Raw genomic sequence first — 23,035 nt, 5'->3', positions numbered from 1 at the left:
AAGGGCCCGCCGCCCGCCGGGGCGCGCTCACCGCGCCGCCGGGCCCGCCGTTCCCCGCAGCGCGCATACCGATATTTCCAGCCACGCACGGGCTGTCCCCCGATCCTCCCTCATCCGCCCGGCGGCATAGCATTCTTCAATGACCAGTACCGACGGCCTCCGCCTCCTCCCGTTCCGCGGACTGCGTTACGCCCGGGAACGGGTCAGCAGCCTGACCGCCGTGATGTCCCCGCCGTACGACGTGGTGGTCCGGCCGGACGGCGTGCGCCATCTGGAGACCGCCGATCCGTACAACATCGTCCGGCTGATCCTTCCGCACGCCGCGGACCCCACCACCCGCCACCGCCAGGCCGCCGACACGCTGCACCGCTGGCGCAGCGAGGGCGTGCTGACGCAGGACGCCGAGCCGGCGCTGTACGTCTACGAGCAGCGCGCCGGTGAGGTGCTGCAGCGCGGGCTGATCGGGGCGCTGCGCCTGGACGGTCCGGTGCTGCCGCACGAGGGCGTCATCCCCGAGGTGGTCGAGGACCGGGCCGCCCTGATGCGCGCGGCGGCCGCGAACTTCGAACCGCTGCTGCTCTCCTACCGCGGCGAGGGCACCGCGACCGGCGCCACCGCGGTCATCGAGCGCGTGGTGGAGGGTGAGCCACTGCTCGCCACCACCACGGAGGACGGCTTCGCCCACCGCCTGTGGGCGGTCACCGACCCCGCCGACCTCACCGCCATCGACGACGATCTCGGCCGCCGGCAGGCCTTGATCGCCGACGGCCACCACCGCTGGGCGACCTACCAGCGGCTGTACGAGCAGCTGCCCGGCGCCACCGCCGGCTCGCCCTGGGCCTCCGGTCTGGTGCTGCTGGTGGACACCGCCCGCTATCCGCTCCAGGTCCGCGCGATCCACCGCGTACTGCCGCATCTGCCGCCCGCCAAGGCGCTGGCGGACCTGGCCGGCGCCTTCCGTGCCCGTACCCTCCCGGGCGAGCTGTCCGCCGCCCTGGAGGCCCTGGAGGAGACGCCCGGCACCGCCTTCGTCCTCGCCGGCGGACCGGACTCCTTCCACCTCCTGGACCGTCCCGACCCCGGCCTGCTGGACCGTACGATCCGCCGGGACCGGCCCGAGGTCTGGCGGCAGCTGGACGCCACCGTGCTGCACTCCGTCCTGCTGGACGAGGTCTGGCACATCCCTGACCACCCGTCGGACATCGGCTATCTGCATCACACCGGAGCCGCCGTCGAGCAGGCCGCCCGGCACGGCGGCACGGCCGTCCTGATGCGCGCCACCTCCGAGGAGACGGTCCGTCAACTCGCCGAGCACGGTGTGACGATGCCGCGGAAGTCCACCTCCTTCGGCCCCAAGCCCGCCACGGGCCTGGTCCTGCGCACCCTGGACGACCACGAGAACTGATCTTCCCCGGCGCCGGCCGCCGCCACGGCACCCCCTACCCCGCCTGAGACTTAGTTAGGTTAGGCTTACCTCACTACGTCGCCGGGCGGGTCTCCCTGCCCCTGCGCACACCCCACCCTGCGCAGGACGTGGTCAACTCCGCACCAGGGAGGACACCTTCATGAGTCTCCTCGCGCACTCTGCCGAGGACCCGGCCGACAACCGGGCGTATCTGCTCAACAACGGCACGGCCAGGCGCTACCAGAGCGCGGTCACCGAGAGCGTTACCCGGATCAGCGCCAAAATAGCCGGTACCACGCGCCCGTTCACCGGCATCACCGTCGACGGTCTCACCCCCACCGTCTCCGGCGTCGACCTCGACGCACCGCTGCACGACGCGGCCGCCGCACTCGACGAGCTCGAAGAGGTCTACCTCCGCGACGCCGTCTACTTCCACCACCCGCGCTACCTCGCGCACCTCAACTGCCCGGTGGTGATCCCCGCCCTCGTAGGCGAGGCCGTGCTCTCCGCCGTCAACTCCTCCCTGGACACCTGGGACCAGAGTGCGGGCGGCACGCTCATCGAACGCCGGCTGATCGACTGGACGGCCGACCGGATCGGTCTGGGCGAGGCGGCCGACGGCATCTTCACCAGCGGCGGCAGCCAGTCCAACCTCCAGGCCATGCTGCTCGCCCGTGACGAGGCCTGCCGCCGGGAGCTGACCCGCGAGGGCGCAAACGACGCCCGGCTCACCGACGTACTGCCCCGGCTGCGCATCCTCACCTCCGAATGCAGCCACTTCAGCATCCGCAAGTCGGCGACCCTGCTCGGCATGGGCGCGGAAGCCGTCATCGCGGTCCCCAGCGACGAGAACAAGCGGATGCGCACCGACGAGCTGGCCGCCGAACTGGCGCGCTGCGAACGCGACGGCCTGATACCCATGGCCGTCGTCGCCACCGCCGGCACCACCGACTTCGGCTCCATCGACCCGCTCCCCGAGATCGCCGGCCTGTGCGCCGGATACGGCGCCTGGATGCATGTCGACGCCGCCTACGGCTGCGGACTGCTGGTCTCCCGCCGCCGCGACCTGCTGTCCGGTATCGAACGCGCCGACTCGGTGACCGTCGACTACCACAAGTCCTTCTTCCAGCCGGTCAGTTCGAGCGCCATCCTGGTCCGCGACCGCGCCACCCTGCGGCATGTCACCTACCACGCGGACTATCTCAACCCCCGCCGCATGGTGGAGCAGCGCATCCCCAACCAGGTCGACAAGTCGATCCAGACCACCCGCCGCTTCGACGCCCTCAAGCTCTGGCTCACCCTGCGCATCATGGGCGCCCAGGCCGTCGGTGAACTCTTCGACGAGGTCGTCGACCGGGCCGCGGACGCCTGGAAACTGCTGCATGACGACCCCCGCTTCGATGTCGTCGTCGAGCCCCAGCTGAGCACCCTGGTCTTCCGGTACGTCCCCACCACCGACCAGGACCCCGAACTCAGCGACCGGGTCAATCTGCACGCCAGGGAAGCCCTGTTCGCCTCCGGTGAGGCGATCGTCGCGAGCACCGTCGTCGACGGCCTCCACTACCTCAAGTTCACCCTGCTCAACCCGGAGACCACGCTCGAGGACATCGCCACCGTCCTCGACCTGATCGCCGACCACGCCGGCAGCTTCCTCGCCGAGCAGGCCCGGCCGGCGCTCAGCGCACGCTGACCCTCCCCCCACCGACCGCCCCCATCGGAGACTCCGTGTCCGCCCCTTACGACTTCATCGCCATCGGCCTCGGCCCGTTCAATCTGGGCCTGGCCTGTCTGACCGAGCCGATCGACGGACTCGACGGCCTGTTCCTGGACAACAAGGCGTCCTTCGACTGGCACCCCGGCATGATGCTGGACAGCAGCCACCTCCAGGTGCCGTTCCTGGCCGACCTGGTCACCCTCGCCGACCCCACCTCCCCCTTCTCCTTCCTGAACTACCTCAAGGAATCGGGACGGCTGTACTCGTTCTACATCCGCGAGAACTTCTATCCGCTGCGCGCCGAGTTCAACGACTACTGCCGCTGGGCAGCCGGCAAACTCGCCTCCGTCCGCTTCGCCCACCAGGTCACCACCGTCGAGTACGACGAGCGCGAGGATCTCTACGTCGTCCACGCCGAGCAGCTGCCCACCGGCGAACACCACACCTTCCGCGCCCGCAGGCTCGTCCTGGGCACCGGCACCCCGCCGCACATCCCGGAGTCCTGCCAGGGGCTCGGCGGCGATCTGCTGCACAACGCCGGCTACCTCGACGCCAAGGCGGCCCTCCAGGCCAAGGACAGCATCACCCTCATCGGCAGCGGCCAGAGCGCGGCGGAGATCTACTTCGACCTCCTCCAGGACATCGACAGCCACGGCTACCACCTGACCTGGGCCACCCGCTCCCCCCGCTTCTTCCCCCTCGAATACACCAAGCTCACGCTGGAGATGACCTCCCCGGAGTACGTGGACTACTTCCACGCCCTCCCGCCGGCCACCCGCGACCACCTCAACGCCACCCAGAAGCACCTCTACAAGGGCATCGACTCGGCGCTGATCAACGACATCTTCGACCTGCTCTACCAGAAGAACCTCGGCGGTCCGGTCCCCACCCGGCTCCTCACCAACACCGCCCTGCAGCAGGCCAGTTACGACGAGGCCTCCGGTACCTACACCCTGGGCCTGCGCCAGGAGGAGCAGGGCACGGACTTCGCCCTCGACACCCAGGGCCTGATCCTCGCCACCGGCTACCGCTACCGCGTACCGGACTTCCTCTCCGCCGTCCGCGACCGCATCGTCTGGGACGACGCCGGCCGCTACGACGTGGCGCGCAACTACAGCATCGACACCACCGGCCAGGGCATCTTCGTGCAGAACGCCGAGCTGCACACCCACGGCTTCGTCACCCCCGACCTCGGCATGGCCGCCTACCGCAACGCGTGCATCATCCGCGAGCTGCTCGGCCGCGAGTACTACCCGGTCGAAAAGGCCATCGCCTTCCAGGAGTTCGCCGCCCCGGCCGGTTCGCACCACCCCATGGAGCTCCCGGTATGAACACCCCCCTCTTCACCCGCACCGACGCCGCCCTCGGGGAGTTCTCGCTCCGCCCGGTCGACCCGTACGGCGACGCCGAACTGCTGCACCGCTGGGTCACCCACCCCAAAGCCGCCTTCTGGCTGATGCAGGACTGCGACCTCGCCGCCGTCGAGAAGGAATTCGCGCGCATAGCCGCCGACCCCTTCCACGACGCCTTCCTCGGCCTGCACAACGGCACCCCGGCCTTCCTCATGGAGCGCTACGACCCCGCCCACCGCGAACTCGTCGGCATCCACGCCGCCGAACCGGGCGACGTCGGTATGCACTTCCTGTCAGCACCCACCGACACCCCCGTACACGGCTTCACCCTCGCCGTGATCACCACCGTCATGGAGATGCTCTTCGACAACCCGGCCACCCGCCGCGTCGTCGTCGAGCCCGACGCGCGCAACACCGCCGTCCACGCCCTCAACAAGGCCGTCGGCTTCGAGATCCTGCGCACCGTCTCGCTCCCCTCCAAAGACGCCTACCTCAGCATCTGCACCCGCGACCAGTTCCTGGCCACCCGAGGAGACCACCGATGACCGCCCCCTCCGACGGCACCCCGCCCCTCTCCGCCCGGGACGCCGTCGCCCACCTCACCCCCGACCTGTGGGCCCGCGCCAACCGGCTGCTGATCCGCAAGGGCCTCGCCGAGTTCGCCCATGAGCGGCTGCTCACCCCCAAGCGCCTCCCCCAGGACGGCCACTACGCCATACGCAGCGACGACGGCACCACGGAGTACCGCTTCGCCGCCCGCAGACGAGCCCTGGACCACTGGCAGATCGACGCCGACAGCATCACCCGGCACCGAGACGACAGCGAACTCCCCCTGGACGCCCTGGCGTTCTTCATCGAACTCCGCGACTCCCTGGGCCTCGGCGAGACGATCCTCCCGGTCTACCTGGAGGAGATCAGCTCCACCCTCTCCGGCACCGCCTACAAACTCGCCGCCGGCCGGCCCGGTGCCGCCGAGCTCGCGAAGTCGCACTTCCAGGCCATCGAGACCGGTATGACCGAGGGCCACCCCTGCTTCGTCGCCAACAACGGCCGGCTCGGCTTCGGCATCCACGAGTACCACGCCTACGCCCCCGAGACCGCGGCCCCGCTCCGGCTGATCTGGCTCGCCGCCCGCCGCGACCACGCCACCTTCACCGCCGGCGCCGGCCTCGACTACGACGCCCTCATCCGCGACGAACTCCCCGAGGAGACCCGCACCCGCTTCGCCGCCACCCTCACCACCCTCGGCCTCGACCCGGCCGACTACTACTTCTTCCCCACCCACCCCTGGCAGTGGTGGAACAAGCTCTCCGTCACCTTCGCCGCCGAAGTCGCCCAGCAGCACCTGGTGTGCCTGGGCCCCGGCGACGACGACTACCTGGCCCAGCAGTCCATCCGCACCTTCTTCAACACGGCCGACCCCACCAAGCACTACGTCAAAACGGCGCTCTCGGTCCTCAACATGGGCTTCATGCGCGGCCTGTCCGCGTCCTACATGGAGGCCACCCCGGCCATCAACGACTGGCTGGCCCGCCTCATCGACGCCGACGACACCTTCCGGGCCGCCCGCTTCTCGATCATCCGTGAGCGCGCCGCCATCGGCTACCACCACCGCCAGTACGAGGCCGCCACCGCCAAGGGCTCCCCGTACCGGAAAATGCTCGCCGCCCTGTGGCGCGAGAGCCCCGTCCCCACCCTCGAACCGGGCCAGCGCCTGGCCACCATGGCCTCGCTCCTCCACACCGACGACGACGGCGGCTCCCTTGCGGCCGCCCTCATCGAGGAGTCCGGCCTGGAGCCCGCCGTCTGGCTCCGCCGCTACCTGGACGCCTATCTGACGCCGGTCGTGCACGCCTTCTACGCCTACGACCTGGTCTTCATGCCGCATGGCGAGAACGCCATCCTGGTCGTCGAGGACGGCGCCGTGGCTCGCGTGATCTTCAAGGACATCGCCGAGGAGATCGCCGTCATGGACCCGGACGCGGTCCTGCCGCCCACGGTCGAGCGCATCCGCGCCGACGTCCCCGAGGACAAGAAACTCCTGTCCGTCTTCACCGACGTCTTCGACTGCTTCTTCCGCTTCCTCAGCAGCACCCTCGACGACCACGGCATCCTCGACGAGGACACCTTCTGGCGCACGGTCGCCGCCTGTGTCACCGACTACCAGGCAGCCAACCCCCACCTCGCCGACAAGTTCGACCGCTACGACCTGTTCACCGACGAGTTCGCGCTCTCCTGCCTCAACCGCCTCCAGCTGCGCAACAACCAGGAGATGGTCGACCTCCAGGACCCCGCGGGCGCCCTCCAGCTCATCGGCACCCTCCGCAACCCGCTCGCCCCCTACGCGCCGGCCTCCTGACCCCTCCCCCACACGCAGAAGGGCGGGACCCCACCCCGGGGTCCCGCCCTTCCTCATGCGTCACATCGGCTCAGACCGACGGCCGGCTCAGTCCTTCGCGGAATCCGCCTCGTCCTGGGCACCGTCGTCCTCGGCGCCGTCCAGCTCGTCGGCCTCTTCCAGCGCGTCGGTGAACTCCACACCGTCCAGCTCCGCGAGCCGGTCCGAGGCGTCCGTCGTGCCGCCCTGGTCGGCCTCCAGCGCCCTGGCGAACCAGTCACGCGCCTCGTCCTCGCGCCCCACCGCCAGCAGCGCATCCGCGTACGCATACCGCAGCCGTGCCGTCCACGGGTGCACCGCACTCGACGCGAGCTCCGGGCTCTGCAGCGTCACCACCGCCGCGTCCGCCTGGCCCATGTCCCGCCGGGCACCGGCCGCGACCAGCCGCATCTCGACCTGTCCGGCCCGGTCCAGCTTCTGCACCTCGGGCTCACCGGCCATGGCCATGGCCTTCTCCGGACGGCCGAGACCACGCTCGCAGTCCGCCATGACGGGCCACAGCTCCACACTGCCGGTCATCCGCCGCGCCGCCCGGAACTCCGCGAGCGCCTCGCTGTACTTGCCGACCGCGTACGCCGCAAAGCCCGCGGCCTCACGCACCGCCGCGACCCTGGACGCCAGCCGCAGCGCCACCCGCGAGTACCCGTACGCCTGCTCAGGGTCCTCGTCCAGCAGCTTCGCCACCATCACCAGGTTCTTGGCGACATCCTCGGCAAGCGTCTTCGGCAGGCTCAGCAGCTCCTGACGCACGTCCTTGTCGATCTCGTCACCGGTGACATCCTCCGGAATCGGCAGCCGCTTGATCGGCTCCCGGTCCCGGTCCCGCCGCTCGTCACGACGGTCCTCACGCTCCCGGCCACCCCCGTAAGGCCGACGCCCCCCACGCTCGTCATCCCGCCGGAACCCACCCCGGTCATCCCGACGCGGCCCACGGTCATCCCTACGGAACCCACCACGGTCGTCCCGCCGGTCACCACCGCGGTCGTCCCGCCGGTCACCACCGCGGTCGTCCCGCCGGTCTCCGCCGCGGTACCCACCACGGTCACCACCGGACGGCCGGTCATCACGACGGAACCCACCACGATCATCCCGCCGGTCACCACCGGAGGGACGGGAAGGACGGTCATCCCGACGGAACCCAGGACGATCCCCGCCCCGCTCCTCCCGCCGGAACCCGCCACCACGCTCATCATCCCGACGCGGCCCACGGTCATCACGCCGGAAACCACCACGGTCGTCCCGCCGGTCGCCACCGCGGTCATCGCGCCGATCGCCACCGCGGAACCCACCACGGTCACCACCGGACGGCCGGTCATCACGACGGAACCCACCACGATCATCCCGCCGATCGCCACCGCGGTATCCGCCACGGTCACCACCGGACGGACGGTCGTCCCTACGGAACCCACCACGGTCACCACCGCGGTCATCCCGCCGGTCGCCACCACGGAACCCACCGCGGTCACCACCCGACGGCCGGTCATCACGACGGAATCCACCACGGTCACCACCAGAGGGACGATCGTCCCTACGGAACCCACCACGGTCGTCCCGCCGGTCCCCACCGCGGTCGTCCCGCCGGTCACCACCGCGGTACCCACCACGGTCACCACCGGACGGCCGGTCATCACGCCGGAACCCACCACGATCATCCCGCCGGTCACCACCGGAGGGACGGGAAGGACGGTCATCCCGACGGAACCCAGGACGATCCCCGCCCCGCTCCTCCCGCCGGAACCCGCCACCACGCTCATCATCCCGACGCGGCCCACGGTCATCACGCCGGAAACCACCACGGTCGTCCCGCCGGTCACCACCACGGAACCCACCGCGGTCACCACCCGACGGCCGGTCATCCCTACGGAAACCGCCACGATCGCCGCCGCGGTCATCCCGCCGGTCACCACCGCGGTACCCACCACGGTCGCCACCGGACGGCCGGTCATCACGCCGGTAACCTCCGCGGTCACCACCGCGGTTGTCACCGCGCGGCCCGCGGTCATCACGCCGGAAACCACCGCGGTCACCGTCGTCGCGCCGCTGCGGCCGGCGCTCCGAACGATCGTCGGAAGAGTTGGTGGACATCGACGTGACTCCTGTCTTAGTACTGCATTCATTCTCACGCACCGACCAGTTCGGCGCGCTTCGGAAAAACAAAAAGGACCCTTGGTCCCAGCGTGAACGCTGGGACCAAGGGTCCTGAAAGATTGTTCGGCGGCGTCCTACTCTCCCACAGGGTCCCCCCTGCAGTACCATCGGCGCTGAAAGGCTTAGCTTCCGGGTTCGGAATGTAACCGGGCGTTTCCCTAACGCTATGACCACCGAAACCCTATCGGGTTCGAGCGAACAAGCACACTCTTCAGTTAATTGAAGTGAAACTTGGTTCAACCAGCGATTGCGACTGTTCGCAACCCGGGAACCACACAGTGGACGCGAGCAACTGAGGACAAGCCCTCGGCCTATTAGTACCAGTCAACTCCACCCGTTACCAGGCTTCCATATCTGGCCTATCAACCCAGTCGTCTACTGGGAGCCTTAACCCCTCAAAGGGGGTGGGAGTCCTCATCTCGAAGCAGGCTTCCCGCTTAGATGCTTTCAGCGGTTATCCTTTCCGAACGTAGCCAACCAGCCATGCCCTTGGCAGGACAACTGGCACACCAGAGGTTCGTCCGTCCCGGTCCTCTCGTACTAGGGACAGCCCTTCTCAAGACTCCTACGCGCACAGCGGATAGGGACCGAACTGTCTCACGACGTTCTAAACCCAGCTCGCGTACCGCTTTAATGGGCGAACAGCCCAACCCTTGGGACCGACTCCAGCCCCAGGATGCGACGAGCCGACATCGAGGTGCCAAACCATCCCGTCGATATGGACTCTTGGGGAAGATCAGCCTGTTATCCCCGGGGTACCTTTTATCCGTTGAGCGACGGCGCTTCCACAAGCCACCGCCGGATCACTAGTCCCTACTTTCGTACCTGCTCGACCCGTCAGTCTCACAGTCAAGCTCCCTTGTGCACTTACACTCAACACCTGATTGCCAACCAGGCTGAGGGAACCTTTGGGCGCCTCCGTTACTCTTTAGGAGGCAACCGCCCCAGTTAAACTACCCACCAGACACTGTCCCTGATCCGGATCACGGACCCAGGTTAGACATCCAGCACGACCAGAGTGGTATTTCAACAATGACTCCACAACCACTGGCGTGGCCGCTTCAAAGTCTCCCACCTATCCTACACAAGCCGAACCGAACACCAATATCAAGCTATAGTAAAGGTCCCGGGGTCTTTCCGTCCTGCTGCGCGAAACGAGCATCTTTACTCGTAATGCAATTTCACCGGGCCTATGGTTGAGACAGTCGAGAAGTCGTTACGCCATTCGTGCAGGTCGGAACTTACCCGACAAGGAATTTCGCTACCTTAGGATGGTTATAGTTACCACCGCCGTTTACTGGCGCTTAAGTTCTCAGCTTCGCCAACCCGAAAGTTGACTAACCGGTCCCCTTAACGTTCCAGCACCGGGCAGGCGTCAGTCCGTATACATCGCCTTACGGCTTCGCACGGACCTGTGTTTTTAGTAAACAGTCGCTTCTCGCTGGTCTCTGCGGCCACCACCAGCTCACCGAGTAAATCGGATCACCAGCAATGGCCCCCCTTCTCCCGAAGTTACGGGGGCATTTTGCCGAGTTCCTTAACCATAGTTCACCCGAACGCCTCGGTATTCTCTACCTGACCACCTGAGTCGGTTTAGGGTACGGGCCGCCATGAAACTCGCTAGAGGCTTTTCTCGACAGCATAGGATCATCCACTTCACCACAATCGGCTCGGCATCAGGTCTCAGCCTTAACGTGTGACGGATTTACCTACCACACGGCCTACACCCTTACCCCGGGACAACCACCGCCCGGGCTGGACTACCTTCCTGCGTCACCCCATCGCTTACCTACTACCACCTTGGATCGGCGGCTCCACCACGTCCCTTTGTCCGAAGACTCCAGGCCGGCTTCACGGCCTTAGCATTAATGGATTCGATATTGGGCGTTTCAAAGCGGGTACCGGAATATCAACCGGTTGTCCATCGACTACGCCTGTCGGCCTCGCCTTAGGTCCCGACTTACCCTGGGCAGATCAGCTTGACCCAGGAACCCTTAGTCAATCGGCGCACACGTTTCCCACGTGTGTATCGCTACTCATGCCTGCATTCTCACTCGTGAACCGTCCACAACTCGTTTCCACGGCTGCTTCACCCGGCACACGACGCTCCCCTACCCATCACAGCGGGCGTTAGCCCTCATGCTGCAATGACACGACTTCGGCGGTGTGCTTGAGCCCCGCTACATTGTCGGCGCGGAATCACTTGACCAGTGAGCTATTACGCACTCTTTCAAGGATGGCTGCTTCTAAGCCAACCTCCTGGTTGTCTCTGCGACTCCACATCCTTTCCCACTTAGCACACGCTTAGGGGCCTTAGTCGATGCTCTGGGCTGTTTCCCTCTCGACCATGGAGCTTATCCCCCACAGTCTCACTGCCGCGCTCTCACTTACCGGCATTCGGAGTTTGGCTAAGGTCAGTAACCCGGTAGGGCCCATCGCCTATCCAGTGCTCTACCTCCGGCAAGAAACACACGACGCTGCACCTAAATGCATTTCGGGGAGAACCAGCTATCACGGAGTTTGATTGGCCTTTCACCCCTAACCACAGGTCATCCCCCAGGTTTTCAACCCTGGTGGGTTCGGTCCTCCACGAAGTCTTACCTCCGCTTCAACCTGCCCATGGCTAGATCACTCCGCTTCGGGTCTTGGGCACGCTACTCAACGCCCTATTCGGACTCGCTTTCGCTACGGCTTCCCCACACGGGTTAACCTCGCAACATACCGCAAACTCGCAGGCTCATTCTTCAAAAGGCACGCAGTCACGACTGCATGTGCAAGCACATACAGCGACGCTCCCACGGCTTGTAGGCACACGGTTTCAGGTACTATTTCACTCCGCTCCCGCGGTACTTTTCACCATTCCCTCACGGTACTATCCGCTATCGGTCACCAGGGAATATTTAGGCTTAACGGGTGGTCCCGCCAGATTCACACGGGATTTCTCGGGCCCCGTGCTACTTGGGTGTCTCTTAAACGAGCCGTTGATGTTTCAGCTACGGGGGTCTTACCCTCTACGCCGGACCTTTCGCATGTCCTTCGCCTACACCAACGGTTTCTGACTCGTCCCACAGCCGGCAGACTGCAGAAAAGAGATCCCACAACCCCAACCACGCAACCCCTGCCGGGTATCACACGTGACTGGTTTGGCCTCATCCGGTTTCGCTCGCCACTACTCCCGGAATCACGGTTGTTTTCTCTTCCTGCGGGTACTGAGATGTTTCACTTCCCCGCGTTCCCTCCACACTGCCTATGTGTTCAGCAGCGGGTGACAGCCCATGACGACTGCCGGGTTTCCCCATTCGGACACCCCCGGATCAAAGCTCGGTTGACAGCTCCCCGGGGCCTATCGTGGCCTCCCACGTCCTTCATCGGTTCCTGGTGCCAAGGCATCCACCGTGCGCCCTTAAAAACTTGGCCACAGATGCTCGCGTCCACTGTGCAGTTCTCAAGCAACGACCAGCCACCCGTCACACACCTGCAATCAGATGCTTCACCGGGGCCGGCATCGCGAAGGTCCAGACTCAAGTCCGTACCCTCAGATACTCAACAGCGCGCCCGGCCCGACCAGTTGAAGACTCACGTTCCACGCCGAAGCAGTACTAATGATCCCAACCGACCGTGCCGAATAGTCAACGTTCCACCCATGAGCTAACCACCGTCGAACATTTGCCGACGTAGTGGCTCTGGACAACCTTGCGGCTGCCTAGATGCTCCTTAGAAAGGAGGTGATCCAGCCGCACCTTCCGGTACGGCTACCTTGTTACGACTTCGTCCCAATCGCCAGTCCCACCTTCGACGATTCCCTCCCACAAGGGGTTGGGCCACCGGCTTCGGGTGTTACCGACTTTCGTGACGTGACGGGCGGTGTGTACAAGGCCCGGGAACGTATTCACCGCAGCAATGCTGATCTGCGATTACTAGCAACTCCGACTTCATGGGGTCGAGTTGCAGACCCCAATCCGAACTGAGACCGGCTTTTTGAGATTCGCTCCACCTCGCGGTATCGCAGCTCATTGTACCGGCCATTGTAGCACGTGTGCAGCCCAAGACATAAGGGGCATGATGACTTGACGTCGTCCCCACCTTCCTCCGAGTTGACCCCGGCAGTCTCCTGTGAGTCCCCATCACCCCGAAGGGCATGCTGGCAACACAGAACAAGGGTTGCGCTCGTTGCGGGACTTAACCCAACATCTCACGACACGAGCTGACGACAGCCATGCACCACCTGTACACCGACCACAAGGGGGACCCTGTCTCCAGGGTTTTCCGGTGTATGTCAAGCCTTGGTAAGGTTCTTCGCGTTGCGTCGAATTAAGCCACATGCTCCGCTGCTTGTGCGGGCCCCCGTCAATTCCTTTGAGTTTTAGCCTTGCGGCCGTACTCCCCAGGCGGGGAACTTAATGCGTTAGCTGCGGCACGGACGACGTGGAATGTCGCCCACACCTAGTTCCCAACGTTTACGGCGTGGACTACCAGGGTATCTAATCCTGTTCGCTCCCCACGCTTTCGCTCCTCAGCGTCAGTATCGGCCCAGAGATCCGCCTTCGCCACCGGTGTTCCTCCTGATATCTGCGCATTTCACCGCTACACCAGGAATTCCGATCTCCCCTACCGAACTCTAGCCTGCCCGTATCGAATGCAGACCCGGGGTTAAGCCCCGGGCTTTCACATCCGACGTGACAAGCCGCCTACGAGCTCTTTACGCCCAATAATTCCGGACAACGCTTGCGCCCTACGTATTACCGCGGCTGCTGGCACGTAGTTAGCCGGCGCTTCTTCTGCAGGTACCGTCACTTTCGCTTCTTCCCTGCTGAAAGAGGTTTACAACCCGAAGGCCGTCATCCCTCACGCGGCGTCGCTGCATCAGGCTTTCGCCCATTGTGCAATATTCCCCACTGCTGCCTCCCGTAGGAGTCTGGGCCGTGTCTCAGTCCCAGTGTGGCCGGTCGCCCTCTCAGGCCGGCTACCCGTCGTCGCCTTGGTAGGCCATCACCCCACCAACAAGCTGATAGGCCGCGGGCTCATCCTTCACCGCCGGAGCTTTCCACCACCAGACCATGCGGTCGGTAGTCGTATCCGGTATTAGACCCCGTTTCCAGGGCTTGTCCCAGAGTGAAGGGCAGATTGCCCACGTGTTACTCACCCGTTCGCCACTAATCCCCTCCCGAAGGAGGTTCATCGTTCGACTTGCATGTGTTAAGCACGCCGCCAGCGTTCGTCCTGAGCCAGGATCAAACTCTCCGTGAATGTTTACCCGTAATCGGGTCAACACACACGAGAGCGGAACCACCGGACGGAATAAGTCCAGCAGTTCACAGCGTCCTCGCTGTGTGTGCCACCCCGACCGCATGGGCCGTGGTGGACTTTCAAAGGAACCTCATCCGCCGGAAGTGTTTCCGGTAGACGGGGTATCAACATATCTGGCGTTGACTTTTGGCACGCTGTTGAGTTCTCAAGGAACGGACGCTTCCTTTGTTCCTGTTTCACCAGGATCTCCGGGCGCTTCCCTTCGTTCTTGCGTTTCCGACTCTATCAGATCCTTGCGGGCCCGATTTTCGCCGGCGCGTTTCCGCCTTTCAGCTTCTTCGCTTTTCCGACTCTATCAGATCCGGTTTCGTTTCGATTCCGGTTCCGATTTCCGTCGGAGGTCCGCCTCGGAGCAGCTATTTACTGCTGCCCTTTCGGCGTGGTTACTACTTTAGCGGCTTTCCCTGGCGACTCATAATCGGGTCGGCGGGGTCGAATTTCGGCAACGCGAAAGAGGACCCATTAGGGAATCGTTCAGAGTAGTTGGTTGTGCCGCCTGGCGGTCTGCGCAGATAGCGCTGCCCGTCTCCAGCGGCTCGGGCTACGTTAGGCGGTTCGCGATACAGAGTCAAGTAGCGCTGGTGGTGCGGCGTCGGGGGACGTGGCGGCGGTACGGGCTGACGGTGGGGTCGTCGGCGATCCAGTAGCGCCAGGGGTGGTCCGCGCCGTCTCCGCCGACGCCGGTGCGCGGACCGTTGCGTACCCGCTCGGGGGCCGGTGGCTCGCCGTGGAGCAGGGAAAGGGGGGCGTCGCCGCCGGTGCACAGGTCGGTGGAGTCGAGGGTGCGGTCGATGTCGAGGGCGGTGGCCAGGCGGGCCGGGCCCTTCGCCAGCTCGTTGGCGCTGCGGGCCTTGGGGCGGCGGCCGGCGGCCAGGGGCGCGCCGGTGAGGATCTCGCCGGCCCGCAGCAGGACACCGCTCGCCTTGCCCTCGGGGCCGCAGACCACGTTGAGGCTGAACCACATTCCATAGATGAAGTAGACGTACGCATGGCCGGGCGGGCCGAACATGGCGGCGTTGCGTGCGGTGCGGCCGCGGTAGGCGTGGGAGCCGGGGTCGGTCTCGCCGTCGTACGCCTCGACCTCGGTGATCCGGAGGGTGATCGGGCCGTCGGGGGTGTTGCGGAGGAGGGTGCGGCCCAGCAGGTCGGGCGCCACGTCCACGACGGGACGGTCGAAGAATTCACGGGTGAGCGGCATACGTTCCGGTACGTCGGTCATGCGGATCGAGCGTAGTGCAGCCGTCGGGGCAGGCGGGTGGCCATGGATGCGCCGGGGTTGGGAAGGTGTGGCGTGGAACCGCCTTGCGCGGTTTCGCGTTCGTAGGAATCAAGCCGAGATCTCGGCGCGCTACACAGAGCACAGGCGTTCCGCCTGGGGAGGACAAGCATGGGATTCAAGAAGCTGCTGGCGAGCCTGGGGGCCGGGGGCGCGTCGGTGGAGACGGTGCTCTTCGAGGAGAACGTCGTCCCGGGCGGGGTCGTGCAGGGCGAGGTGCGGATCCAGGGCGGGTCGGTGGCCCAGGAGATCCAGGGGCTGTCGGTCGGGCTGCAGGCGCGCGTCGAGGTCGAGAGCGGCGACGAGGAGTACAAGCGGAACGTCGAGTTCACCAAGGTGCAGCTGGGCGGGGAGTTCACGGTGCAGCCGGGTGCGGCGCACACCGTGCCGTTCGGGCTGGAGATTCCGTGGGAGACGCCGATCACCACGTTCCTGGGGACGCATCTGCAGGGGATGAGCGTCGGGGTGACGACGGAGCTGGCGATCGCCCGTGCGGTGGACTCCGGTGATCTGGACCCGGTGAATGTGCACCCGCTGCCGGCGCAGCAGGCGATTCTGGATGCGTTCGGGCGGCTCGGCTTCCGTTTCAAGGCCGCTGACCTGGAGCAGGGCCACATCCGGGGGACGCGGCAGAAGCTGCCGTTCTACCAGGAGATCGAGTTCTTCGCGCCGCAGCAGTACCGCGGGCTGCACCAGGTCGAGCTGTCCTTCGTGGCGGACGACCGGGAGATGGACGTCGTCCTGGAGATGGACAAGAAGCCGGGGCTGTTCACCGAGGGGTCGGACACCTACCGGTCGTTCACGGTCGGGCTGAACGACTTCGAGGGGACCGACTGGGCGGCATACCTCAACCAGTGGCTGGCGGAGGTCGGCGGTAAGCGGAACTGGCTCTAACCTGGCCGGACAGGTGTCAGCAAGCGACCAGGAGGTGTTGCAGTGTCCGAGCTGAAGCGGCGGCCGCTCCCGCACGATTTCCATCCGCCGGTGCCGGAGTTCACGGTGCTGAGCGAGGAGGTGGAGCCGGGCGGGACGCTGCGGCCGGAGCAGGTCTTCGCCGAGGGGAACCGTTCACCGCAGCTGCGGTGGGAGGGTGCGCCCACGGGGACGAAGAGCTACGCCGTCACCTGCTACGACCCGGACGCGCCGACGGGCAGTGGCTTCTGGCACTGGTCGCTGTTCGACATTCCGGCGTCGGTGACGGAGCTGCCGGCTGGTGCCGGGTCCGGGGAGATGAAGGGGCTGCCCGAGGGCGCCGTTCATGTCCGTAACGACTACGGGACCCGGGAGTTCGGTGGTGCGGCGCCGCCGCCCGGGGACGGTCCGCACCGCTATGTGTTCACGGTGTACGCGGTGGACCAGGAGAAGCTCGGTCCGGACGCCGACGCCTCGCCCGCGGTGGTGGGCTTCAAACTGCGGTTCCACGCCCTCGGGCGGGCCCAGCTGATCGCCGAGTACGAGGTGCCGGCGGCGGGCTGAGCGCCGTAATTCCGTTGCGCCCCGGCGCTTCCCGCACGCACAGTGGTGGCTGTGCCGCCGCCCTTCATCAGGGCGTCGGGCAGCTGGTACCGCAGTGGCGGGAGCGGCGGGGCGCAGGTGTGTCGCCGGCCGCTTGCCGGAGCCCGTATGTGTCTCGGGTGTCCTCGCCGGCTGCCGTTCGCTCCGGGTCCCGCTTGTTTCACGGGGGTGGGACCCGGAGCGCACGCTTTTCGCGCTGTCCGGGGAGCCCCCGGAGCACCTCCTTTTCATCTGCCGATCGTCCGCCATTTTCCTTGTGGCATGCGGAAATTGCGTTGTTCGGGGAATACCTGCCGCTGCACAGTGGAGCAACTTCGCCGCGGGGGCGGAGCGGGTCCGGGAGGTGGACGGGATGCGCGAGACGCTGGTGCTCAATGCGAGCTTCGAGCCGCTGTCGACGGTGTCGCTGCGGCGTGCGGTGGTGCTGGTCATGCAGGACAAGGCCGTCGTCGAGCACGCTCACCCGGGGCTGCGGATCCGTGCCGCTTCGGTGGATGTGCCGGTGCCGCAGGTGATCAGGCTCAGCAGGTACGTACGGGTACCGTTCCGAAGACGGGCGCCATGGTCGCGGCGGGGGGTGCTGGTGCGTGACCAGCACCGGTGCGCGTACTGCGGGCGCCGGGCGACCACCGTGGACCATGTCGTGCCGCGGTCGCACGGCGGTGGGGACACCTGGCTGAATACCGTCGCCTCGTGTGCGGAGGACAACCACCGCAAGGCGGACCGTACGCCCGAGCAGGCGGGGATGCGGCTGCTGCGGCGGCCGTTCGAGCCGACACCGGCGGATGCGCTGCTGTCGACGCTGGGGGTGTCGGTGCGGGACGGGCTGCCGGAGTGGCTGCCGGTGCCGGCATAGCGCGCAGCAGCCGGAATTCTCGTCCGGCTCCTTCTACTTCAGGAGGAGCTGGACGATGGCCAGCAGGCCGACGAGGACGATGACGGCGCGCAGTGCGGTGGGCGGCAGCCGTCGGCCGACCTTTGCGCCGAGCTGGCCGCCGAGGGTGGAGCCCAGCGCGATCAGGGCGACGGCGGTCCAGTCGAACTCCGCGACGAAGAGGAAGAAGACCGCCGCCACTCCGTTGACGACGGCCGCGAGGACGTTCTTGAGGGCGTTGATCCGCTGGAGGTCCTCGTTGAGCAGCACGCCCATCAGGGAGACGTAGATGACCCCCTGCGCGGCGCCGAAGTAGCCGCCGTAGACACTGGCCAGCATCAGGCCGAGGAGCAGGGCGGGGCCGCCGTCGGGGTGGGCGGTGGTGCCGTTGCGTTCGCGCCGGGCGCGGATCCGCGCGGCGAGCCTGGGCTGCACGATGACGAGGACGAGCGCGACGGCGATCAATGCCGGGACGATGGTGTCGAAGGCCTTCGGGGGCAGCGCCAGCAGCAGGATCGCGCCGCCGAGGCCACCGATGAGGGCGAAGGCGGCGAAGCGCAGCAGACGGCCGCGCTGGCCGGCCAGCTCGCGGCGGTAGCCGACGGCGCCACTGAGCGAACCGGGCACCAGGCCAAGGGTGTTGGAGACGTTGGCCGTGACGGGCGGCAAGCCGAAGGCGAGCAGTACCGGGAAGGTGATCAGCGTCCCGGATCCGACGATGGTGTTGATCGTGCCGGCGCCGATCCCGGCAGCGAAGACTGCGACTGCTTCCCCGATGGACAAGGCCGTCTCCTCACATGGTCAGGGTCGCCTCCCCGCCATGAAGGTCGAGGGGCCACCACTGATCATGCACGAGGCCGAACGGGTCAGTCGATGGGGGGCGCTTCGCGGTTCGGCGAGCTGGGCTTGGGGATGGAGCCACCGCCGGCCGTCGGGTTGAAGTTGCCGATGGCGCCGCCGAGGCCCTTGAGGGCGTCGCCGATCTCACTCGGCACGATCCAGAGCTTGTTGGCGTCGCCTTCGGCGATCTTCGGGAGCATCTGGAGGTACTGGTAGGAGAGCAGCTTCTGGTCCGGGTCTCCGGCGTGGATCGACTCGAAGACCACCCGGATCGCCTGGGCCTCGCCCTCGGCGCGCAGGGCCGCGGCCTTGGCCTCACCCTCGGCGCGCAGGATCGAGGACTGCTTCTCACCCTCGGCGGTGAGGATCTGGGACTGCCGGACACCTTCGGCCTGGAGGATGGCGGCGCGCTTGTCACGGTCGGCGCGCATCTGCTTCTCCATCGAGTCCTGGATGGAGGTCGGCGGCTCGATGGCCTTCAGCTCGACACGGTTGACGCGGATGCCCCACTTGCCGGTGGCCTCGTCGAGGACGCCGCGCAGCGCCGCGTTGATCTCCTCGCGGGAGGTCAGGGTCCGTTCGAGGTCCATGCCGCCGATGATGTTCCGCAGCGTGGTGACGGTGAGCTGCTCGATGGCCTGGATGTAACTGGCGACCTCGTACGTCGCGGCGCGGGCGTCGGTCACCTGGTAGTAGATGACGGTGTCGATGTTCACGACCAGGTTGTCCTGGGTGATCACCGGCTGCGGCGGGAACGGCACGACCTGCTCGCGGAGGTCGATGCGGTTGCGGATGGAGTCGATGAACGGGACGACGATGTTCAGGCCGGCGTTGAGTGTGCGGGTGTAGCGGCCGAAGCGTTCGACGATGGCGGCGCTGGCCTGTGGGATGACCTGGATCGTTTTGATGAGTGCGATGAACACGAGCACCACCAGGATGATCAGGACGATGATGATCGGTTCCACAGCGGCTCCCGTGCCCTTCGTTGCTGGTCCGTGCCGGCCGGCGACCGGCTTGCCGTTGATCAGTGTTTCAGAATCGTGGCTCGTCGCGCAGCGTGTTCGGGTCAGATGACGACAGCGGTGGCGCCTTCGATCTCGACGACGTCGACCTGCTGGCCGGGCTCATAGACCTGGCTGCCGTCGAGGGCACGGGCGGACCAGACCTCGCCGGCGAGTTTGATACGGCCGCCGCCCCCGCCGTCGACCCGCTCCAGGACCGTGGCGCTCCGGCCCTTCAGCGCATCGACTCCGGACGCGAGTTGGGGGCTCTGGCCGCGATGGCGGTTGGCGATGGGGCGTACGACCGCGATCAGCGCGACCGATACGGCGGCGAACACGATGAATTGCAGGACGGTGCCGCCACCGACGCCTGCGGTGACGGCACCGGCGACGGCGCCGACCGCGAGCATGCCGAATTCGGGCATCGCGGTCACGACGAGCGGAATGCCCAGTCCTACGGCGGCGATCAGCCACCACACCCATGGATCCACGGCTTCATGGTAGATCGGCGCGGCGGTCCGGGACAGGGCACGATCGGTCAGTGAAGCGGAGCGGTCGCCGCGTCAGCCGCCCTTGGAGGGGCGGCAGTCGGGCGACGGGCGGGTCCTCAGGTCAGGGGCAGGCCCTGCGCGGTCCAGCGGTCGTTGCCGTTGCGCTCGACGATCAGCGGGAGGCCGAAGCAGTGGGAGAGGTTGCTGGAGGTCAGCTCGAGGTCGAGCGGGCCGGCGGCCAGCACCTTGCCCTGACGGATCATCAGGACGTGGGTGAAGCCCGGGGCGATCTCCTCGACATGGTGGGTGACCATGATCATGGAGGGGGCGTACGGGTCGCGGGCGAGGCGGCCGAGGCGGCGCACCAGGTCCTCGCGGCCGCCGAGGTCGAGACCGGCGGCCGGCTCGTCCAGCAGGAGCAGCTCGGGGTCGGTCATCATCGCGCGGGCGATCAGGGTGCGCTTGCGCTCGCCCTCGGAGAGGGTGCCGAACTTCCGGTCGAGGTAGGCGGTCATGCCCAGACGGTCGAGGAAGGCACGGGCGCGCTGCTCGTCGATCTCGTCGTAGTTCTCCTGCCAGCTGGCCGTCATGCCGTACGCGGCGGTGAGGACGGTCTGCAGCACGGTCTGGCTGCGCGGCAGCTTGTCGGCGAGTGCGATGCCGGCGACGCCGATGCGCGGGCGCAGATCGAAGACGTCGACCTTGCCGAGCTGCTCGCCGAGGATCGAGGCGCTGCCGGAGCTCGGGAAGAGGTAGCTGGAGGCGAGGTTCAGCAGGGTGGTCTTGCCCGCGCCGTTGGGGCCGAGAATCACCCAGCGCTCCCCCTCCTTCACCGACCAGGAGACCTGGTCCACCAGAGCCCGTCCTTCGCGGACCACGGATACGTCCACCAGCTCCAGCACATCGCTCATGAGCGCGTTGTCTCCCATTGCTTCTCGGTCGTCGCGTACACCTGTAGGCGCAGCCCCCCTGCAAACCTACGCCACTCGTTGTCAGTGCTCTTCCCTAGGCTGGGGACCATGCTCGATGAACCTCGTTCAGGACGGCTGGCGGCATGGGGAAATGCCCTTTTGGCCGGACTTGTCTCACCTGATGAAGCCGCGCATCGGATCGCGGACGACGATGCGGTGCACCGCGTGGAGGGCCTGCCCGGGGAGGCGGCGCCGGTCGGGCTGACGCTCGCGCTGGGGCGGCTGCGGGCGCTGGGGGCGGTCGGCCTGCGGGTGGCGCTGCCGGTGCCCGGTCATCCGCTGGGGCTGTGCGGACCGCCGGAATTCAATGCGCGGGCGCTGGAGGCCGAGGAGGCGGTGCTCGCCTCGGGGTCCGGGCTCGGACTCGTTCCGGAGACGTACGAGGCCGGTCCGGAGGGCGGCACCGGGCCCGATGTGCATGTGGAGGTGGTCTGGCGCTGTCTGCCGGTGCGGGAGGCGCCGCCGGCCGATGTGCCGTCGCTGGGCGAGGCGGAGCGGGAGCTGGCGGAGGCGCTGCAGGAGGCGACCGGGCTGCTCTCGCGGCTGGATGTGGCCGGGGCCGGTCCGGTGGCGCAGGCGGCGCTGGCGGCGTACCGGGCGCGGGCGGAGGCCGGGCGGCAGGTGCTGGCTCCGGGGTATCCGCCGCGTGCGGTACGGGTGCTGGAGCTGGCGCAGCGCGTCGGTGCGCTCATCGGTATCGCGCAGCAGGCCGGCGGGGAGCACGGCGCGGCGGTGAGCTCGTCGGAGATCGCGGCCCGTGCCGAGGCGCTGCGGCCGGTGGAGCGTACGGCCCGGCGGGCGCAGGTGGCGGCGTACAACTCCGCGGTGGAGGAGCGGGAGCGGCACCGGGGGTGAACGGGACGGGCCCCGCCGGACCATTGTGTGGTCGACGGGGCCCTTCGCCGAAGTGGGACGCACCGCCCTGGGCAGGCGGAGCGGTGCACCCCAGATCGGACAACCTCAGTTGTTCGAGCTGGTGTTGTCGAAGGTGGGGTTGAACACACCGATGACGTTGGCGCTGTTGCCGGTGGCGTTCACGGGGACGTGCACGGGCACCTGCGCCAGGTTGCCCGAGCCGATGCCGGGGGTATTCGTGGCCTGGCCGTCAGCCTGCGCGCCAGAGGTGGCGAAGGCCGAGCCGGCGGCCGCACCAAGGGCGAGACCGGTGGCGGCGAGGACGAGAGCGGCCTTCTTGGCGGTGTTCATGGGGGCGTGTTCCTCACGTGGTGGCACGAAGCCGGAATGACGGTGGCGGAGGGAGGGGACCGGCCGCGCGTCCGAAGGCCGGTGGGCCGGTCCGCGGCGACCCGCGCGGACCGTGGCGTCGCGCGGGTCAGGCGGATCCTGCGGGCAGGCCCGTGCTCAGGGGTTGAGGCAGGGGGCGCCGAAGGTGGGGTTGAGCGCACCGATGACGGTGGCGGTGGTGCCGCAGGCGTTCACCGGGACGTGCACCGGGGCCTGGACGTTGTTGCCGGAGACGATGCCCGGGGAGGTCACCGCGGCGCCCTGCGCCTGCGGGGTGTGCGCCGAGGCGACACCGGCGCCCGCCAGGGCGAGACCGCTCGCCGCCACCGTGACGGCCATTGCGCGCTTGATGTTCTTCACTTCTCTAGCTCCTCGTTGCCGTTGCCGTGGCCAGCCGCCACGACTGCACTGGACAACGGCCCGGCCCGAGAAGGGATACGCCAAACGGGCTACGGCTACACGACAGTATGAATCTCGGATCTGAAGACGACATTCCGG

The 23,035-nt window shown here is 67.0% G+C and carries 18 protein-coding genes and 3 rRNA genes; 9 read left to right on the top strand and 12 right to left on the bottom strand.

The features are described from left to right. Positions 1-139: 139 nt before the first annotated feature. From SLV14N_RS30795 to SLV14N_RS30775, 5 genes are all read left to right on the top strand, one after another. Positions 140-1,405, top strand: coding sequence for a DUF1015 family protein (locus tag SLV14N_RS30795; protein ID WP_208685383.1), 1,266 nt, complete (start codon positions 140-142; stop codon positions 1,403-1,405). Positions 1,406-1,565: 160 nt separating this feature from the next. Next, a complete protein-coding gene (locus tag SLV14N_RS30790) occupies positions 1,566-3,095 on the top strand; it encodes an aspartate aminotransferase family protein (RefSeq protein ID WP_263271884.1) in 1,530 nt (509 codons plus the stop codon). Positions 3,096-3,130: 35 nt separating this feature from the next. Continuing rightward, the gene (locus tag SLV14N_RS30785) at positions 3,131-4,450 is read left to right on the top strand and encodes a lysine N(6)-hydroxylase/L-ornithine N(5)-oxygenase family protein (RefSeq protein WP_263271882.1); all 1,320 of its coding nucleotides are present in this window, start codon (positions 3,131-3,133) and stop codon (positions 4,448-4,450) included. Beyond that, positions 4,447-5,016 (top strand): GNAT family N-acetyltransferase, encoded by a 570-nt coding sequence (locus tag SLV14N_RS30780; protein WP_263271880.1) that lies wholly within the window; start codon positions 4,447-4,449, stop codon positions 5,014-5,016. The genes SLV14N_RS30785 and SLV14N_RS30780 overlap by 4 nt, the downstream gene beginning before the upstream one ends. Continuing rightward, on the top strand, positions 5,013-6,830 hold the full coding sequence (locus tag SLV14N_RS30775) for an IucA/IucC family siderophore biosynthesis protein (protein WP_263271878.1): 1,818 nt from the start codon (positions 5,013-5,015) through the stop codon (positions 6,828-6,830). The genes SLV14N_RS30780 and SLV14N_RS30775 overlap by 4 nt, the downstream gene beginning before the upstream one ends. A gap of 87 nt (positions 6,831-6,917) precedes the next feature. Here the strand turns inward: SLV14N_RS30775 and SLV14N_RS30770 are convergent, their stop codons facing one another. The 6 genes from SLV14N_RS30770 to SLV14N_RS30745 form a co-directional block, all read right to left on the bottom strand. Further along, positions 6,918-7,664: a tetratricopeptide repeat protein gene (locus tag SLV14N_RS30770; RefSeq protein WP_221174766.1), complete on the bottom strand. Its 747-nt coding sequence runs from the start codon at positions 7,662-7,664 to the stop codon at positions 6,918-6,920. Beyond that, positions 7,601-8,839 carry a hypothetical protein gene (locus SLV14N_RS30765; protein ID WP_263273440.1) on the bottom strand — a complete coding sequence of 413 codons (1,239 nt, stop codon included), beginning with the start codon at positions 8,837-8,839 and terminating at the stop codon, positions 7,601-7,603. The genes SLV14N_RS30770 and SLV14N_RS30765 overlap by 64 nt, the downstream gene beginning before the upstream one ends. Positions 8,840-9,078: 239 nt before the next feature. Next, a 5S ribosomal RNA gene (rrf, locus tag SLV14N_RS30760) occupies positions 9,079-9,195 on the bottom strand. Positions 9,196-9,311: 116 nt separating this feature from the next. Then, positions 9,312-12,434, bottom strand: a 23S ribosomal RNA gene (locus tag SLV14N_RS30755). Between the two features lie 301 nt (positions 12,435-12,735). Further along, a 16S ribosomal RNA gene (locus SLV14N_RS30750) occupies positions 12,736-14,264 on the bottom strand. Together the 16S, 23S and 5S rRNA genes form the textbook arrangement of a ribosomal RNA operon. A gap of 628 nt (positions 14,265-14,892) precedes the next feature. Beyond that, a complete protein-coding gene (locus SLV14N_RS30745; RefSeq protein WP_263271877.1) occupies positions 14,893-15,543 on the bottom strand; it encodes a DNA-3-methyladenine glycosylase in 651 nt (216 codons plus the stop codon). A 168-nt stretch (positions 15,544-15,711) separates the two neighbouring features. Between SLV14N_RS30745 and SLV14N_RS30740 the strand changes: the two genes are divergently transcribed. The 3 genes from SLV14N_RS30740 (at position 15,712) to SLV14N_RS30730 (ending at position 17,971) form a co-directional block, all read left to right on the top strand. Next, positions 15,712-16,494: a sporulation protein gene (locus SLV14N_RS30740; protein ID WP_208685369.1), complete on the top strand. Its 783-nt coding sequence runs from the start codon at positions 15,712-15,714 to the stop codon at positions 16,492-16,494. 42 nt (positions 16,495-16,536) lie between these two features. After that, complete coding sequence (locus SLV14N_RS30735) at positions 16,537-17,076, top strand: YbhB/YbcL family Raf kinase inhibitor-like protein (RefSeq protein WP_208685367.1); 540 nt, start codon at positions 16,537-16,539, stop codon at positions 17,074-17,076. Between the two features lie 391 nt (positions 17,077-17,467). After that, entirely contained in the window at positions 17,468-17,971 is a 504-nt protein-coding gene (locus tag SLV14N_RS30730; RefSeq protein ID WP_042161512.1) for an HNH endonuclease, read from the top strand. Positions 17,972-18,004: 33 nt separating this feature from the next. Here the strand turns inward: SLV14N_RS30730 and SLV14N_RS30725 are convergent, their stop codons facing one another. The 4 genes from SLV14N_RS30725 to SLV14N_RS30710 form a co-directional block, all read right to left on the bottom strand. Beyond that, entirely contained in the window at positions 18,005-18,772 is a 768-nt protein-coding gene (locus SLV14N_RS30725; RefSeq protein ID WP_208685365.1) for a sulfite exporter TauE/SafE family protein, read from the bottom strand. An 83-nt stretch (positions 18,773-18,855) separates the two neighbouring features. Then, entirely contained in the window at positions 18,856-19,794 is a 939-nt protein-coding gene (locus SLV14N_RS30720) for an SPFH domain-containing protein (RefSeq protein ID WP_127150198.1), read from the bottom strand. Between the two features lie 101 nt (positions 19,795-19,895). Further along, complete coding sequence (locus SLV14N_RS30715) at positions 19,896-20,309, bottom strand: NfeD family protein (RefSeq protein ID WP_018091754.1); 414 nt, start codon at positions 20,307-20,309, stop codon at positions 19,896-19,898. A gap of 128 nt (positions 20,310-20,437) precedes the next feature. Further along, complete coding sequence (locus tag SLV14N_RS30710; RefSeq protein WP_018091755.1) at positions 20,438-21,250, bottom strand: ABC transporter ATP-binding protein; 813 nt, start codon at positions 21,248-21,250, stop codon at positions 20,438-20,440. Positions 21,251-21,340: 90 nt separating this feature from the next. Between SLV14N_RS30710 and SLV14N_RS30705 the strand changes: the two genes are divergently transcribed. Continuing rightward, complete coding sequence (locus tag SLV14N_RS30705; protein ID WP_208685363.1) at positions 21,341-22,147, top strand: hypothetical protein; 807 nt, start codon at positions 21,341-21,343, stop codon at positions 22,145-22,147. Between the two features lie 105 nt (positions 22,148-22,252). On the opposite strand, the gene SLV14N_RS30700 is transcribed toward SLV14N_RS30705, so the two are convergent. Further along, the gene (locus tag SLV14N_RS30700) at positions 22,253-22,498 is read right to left on the bottom strand and encodes a chaplin (RefSeq protein WP_208685361.1); all 246 of its coding nucleotides are present in this window, start codon (positions 22,496-22,498) and stop codon (positions 22,253-22,255) included. Between the two features lie 156 nt (positions 22,499-22,654). Next, positions 22,655-22,897, bottom strand: coding sequence for a chaplin (locus SLV14N_RS30695; protein ID WP_269470891.1), 243 nt, complete (start codon positions 22,895-22,897; stop codon positions 22,655-22,657). Positions 22,898-23,035: the final 138 nt, after the last annotated feature.

The sequence above is a fragment of the Streptomyces sp. Je 1-4 4N24 genome (genome assembly GCF_026239515.1).
Classification (GTDB): Bacteria; Actinomycetota; Actinomycetes; order Streptomycetales; family Streptomycetaceae; genus Streptomyces; species Streptomyces nigrescens.
Note: the sequence above shows the minus strand (reverse complement) of the source record. Positions and strands in the feature narration are given on the sequence as shown.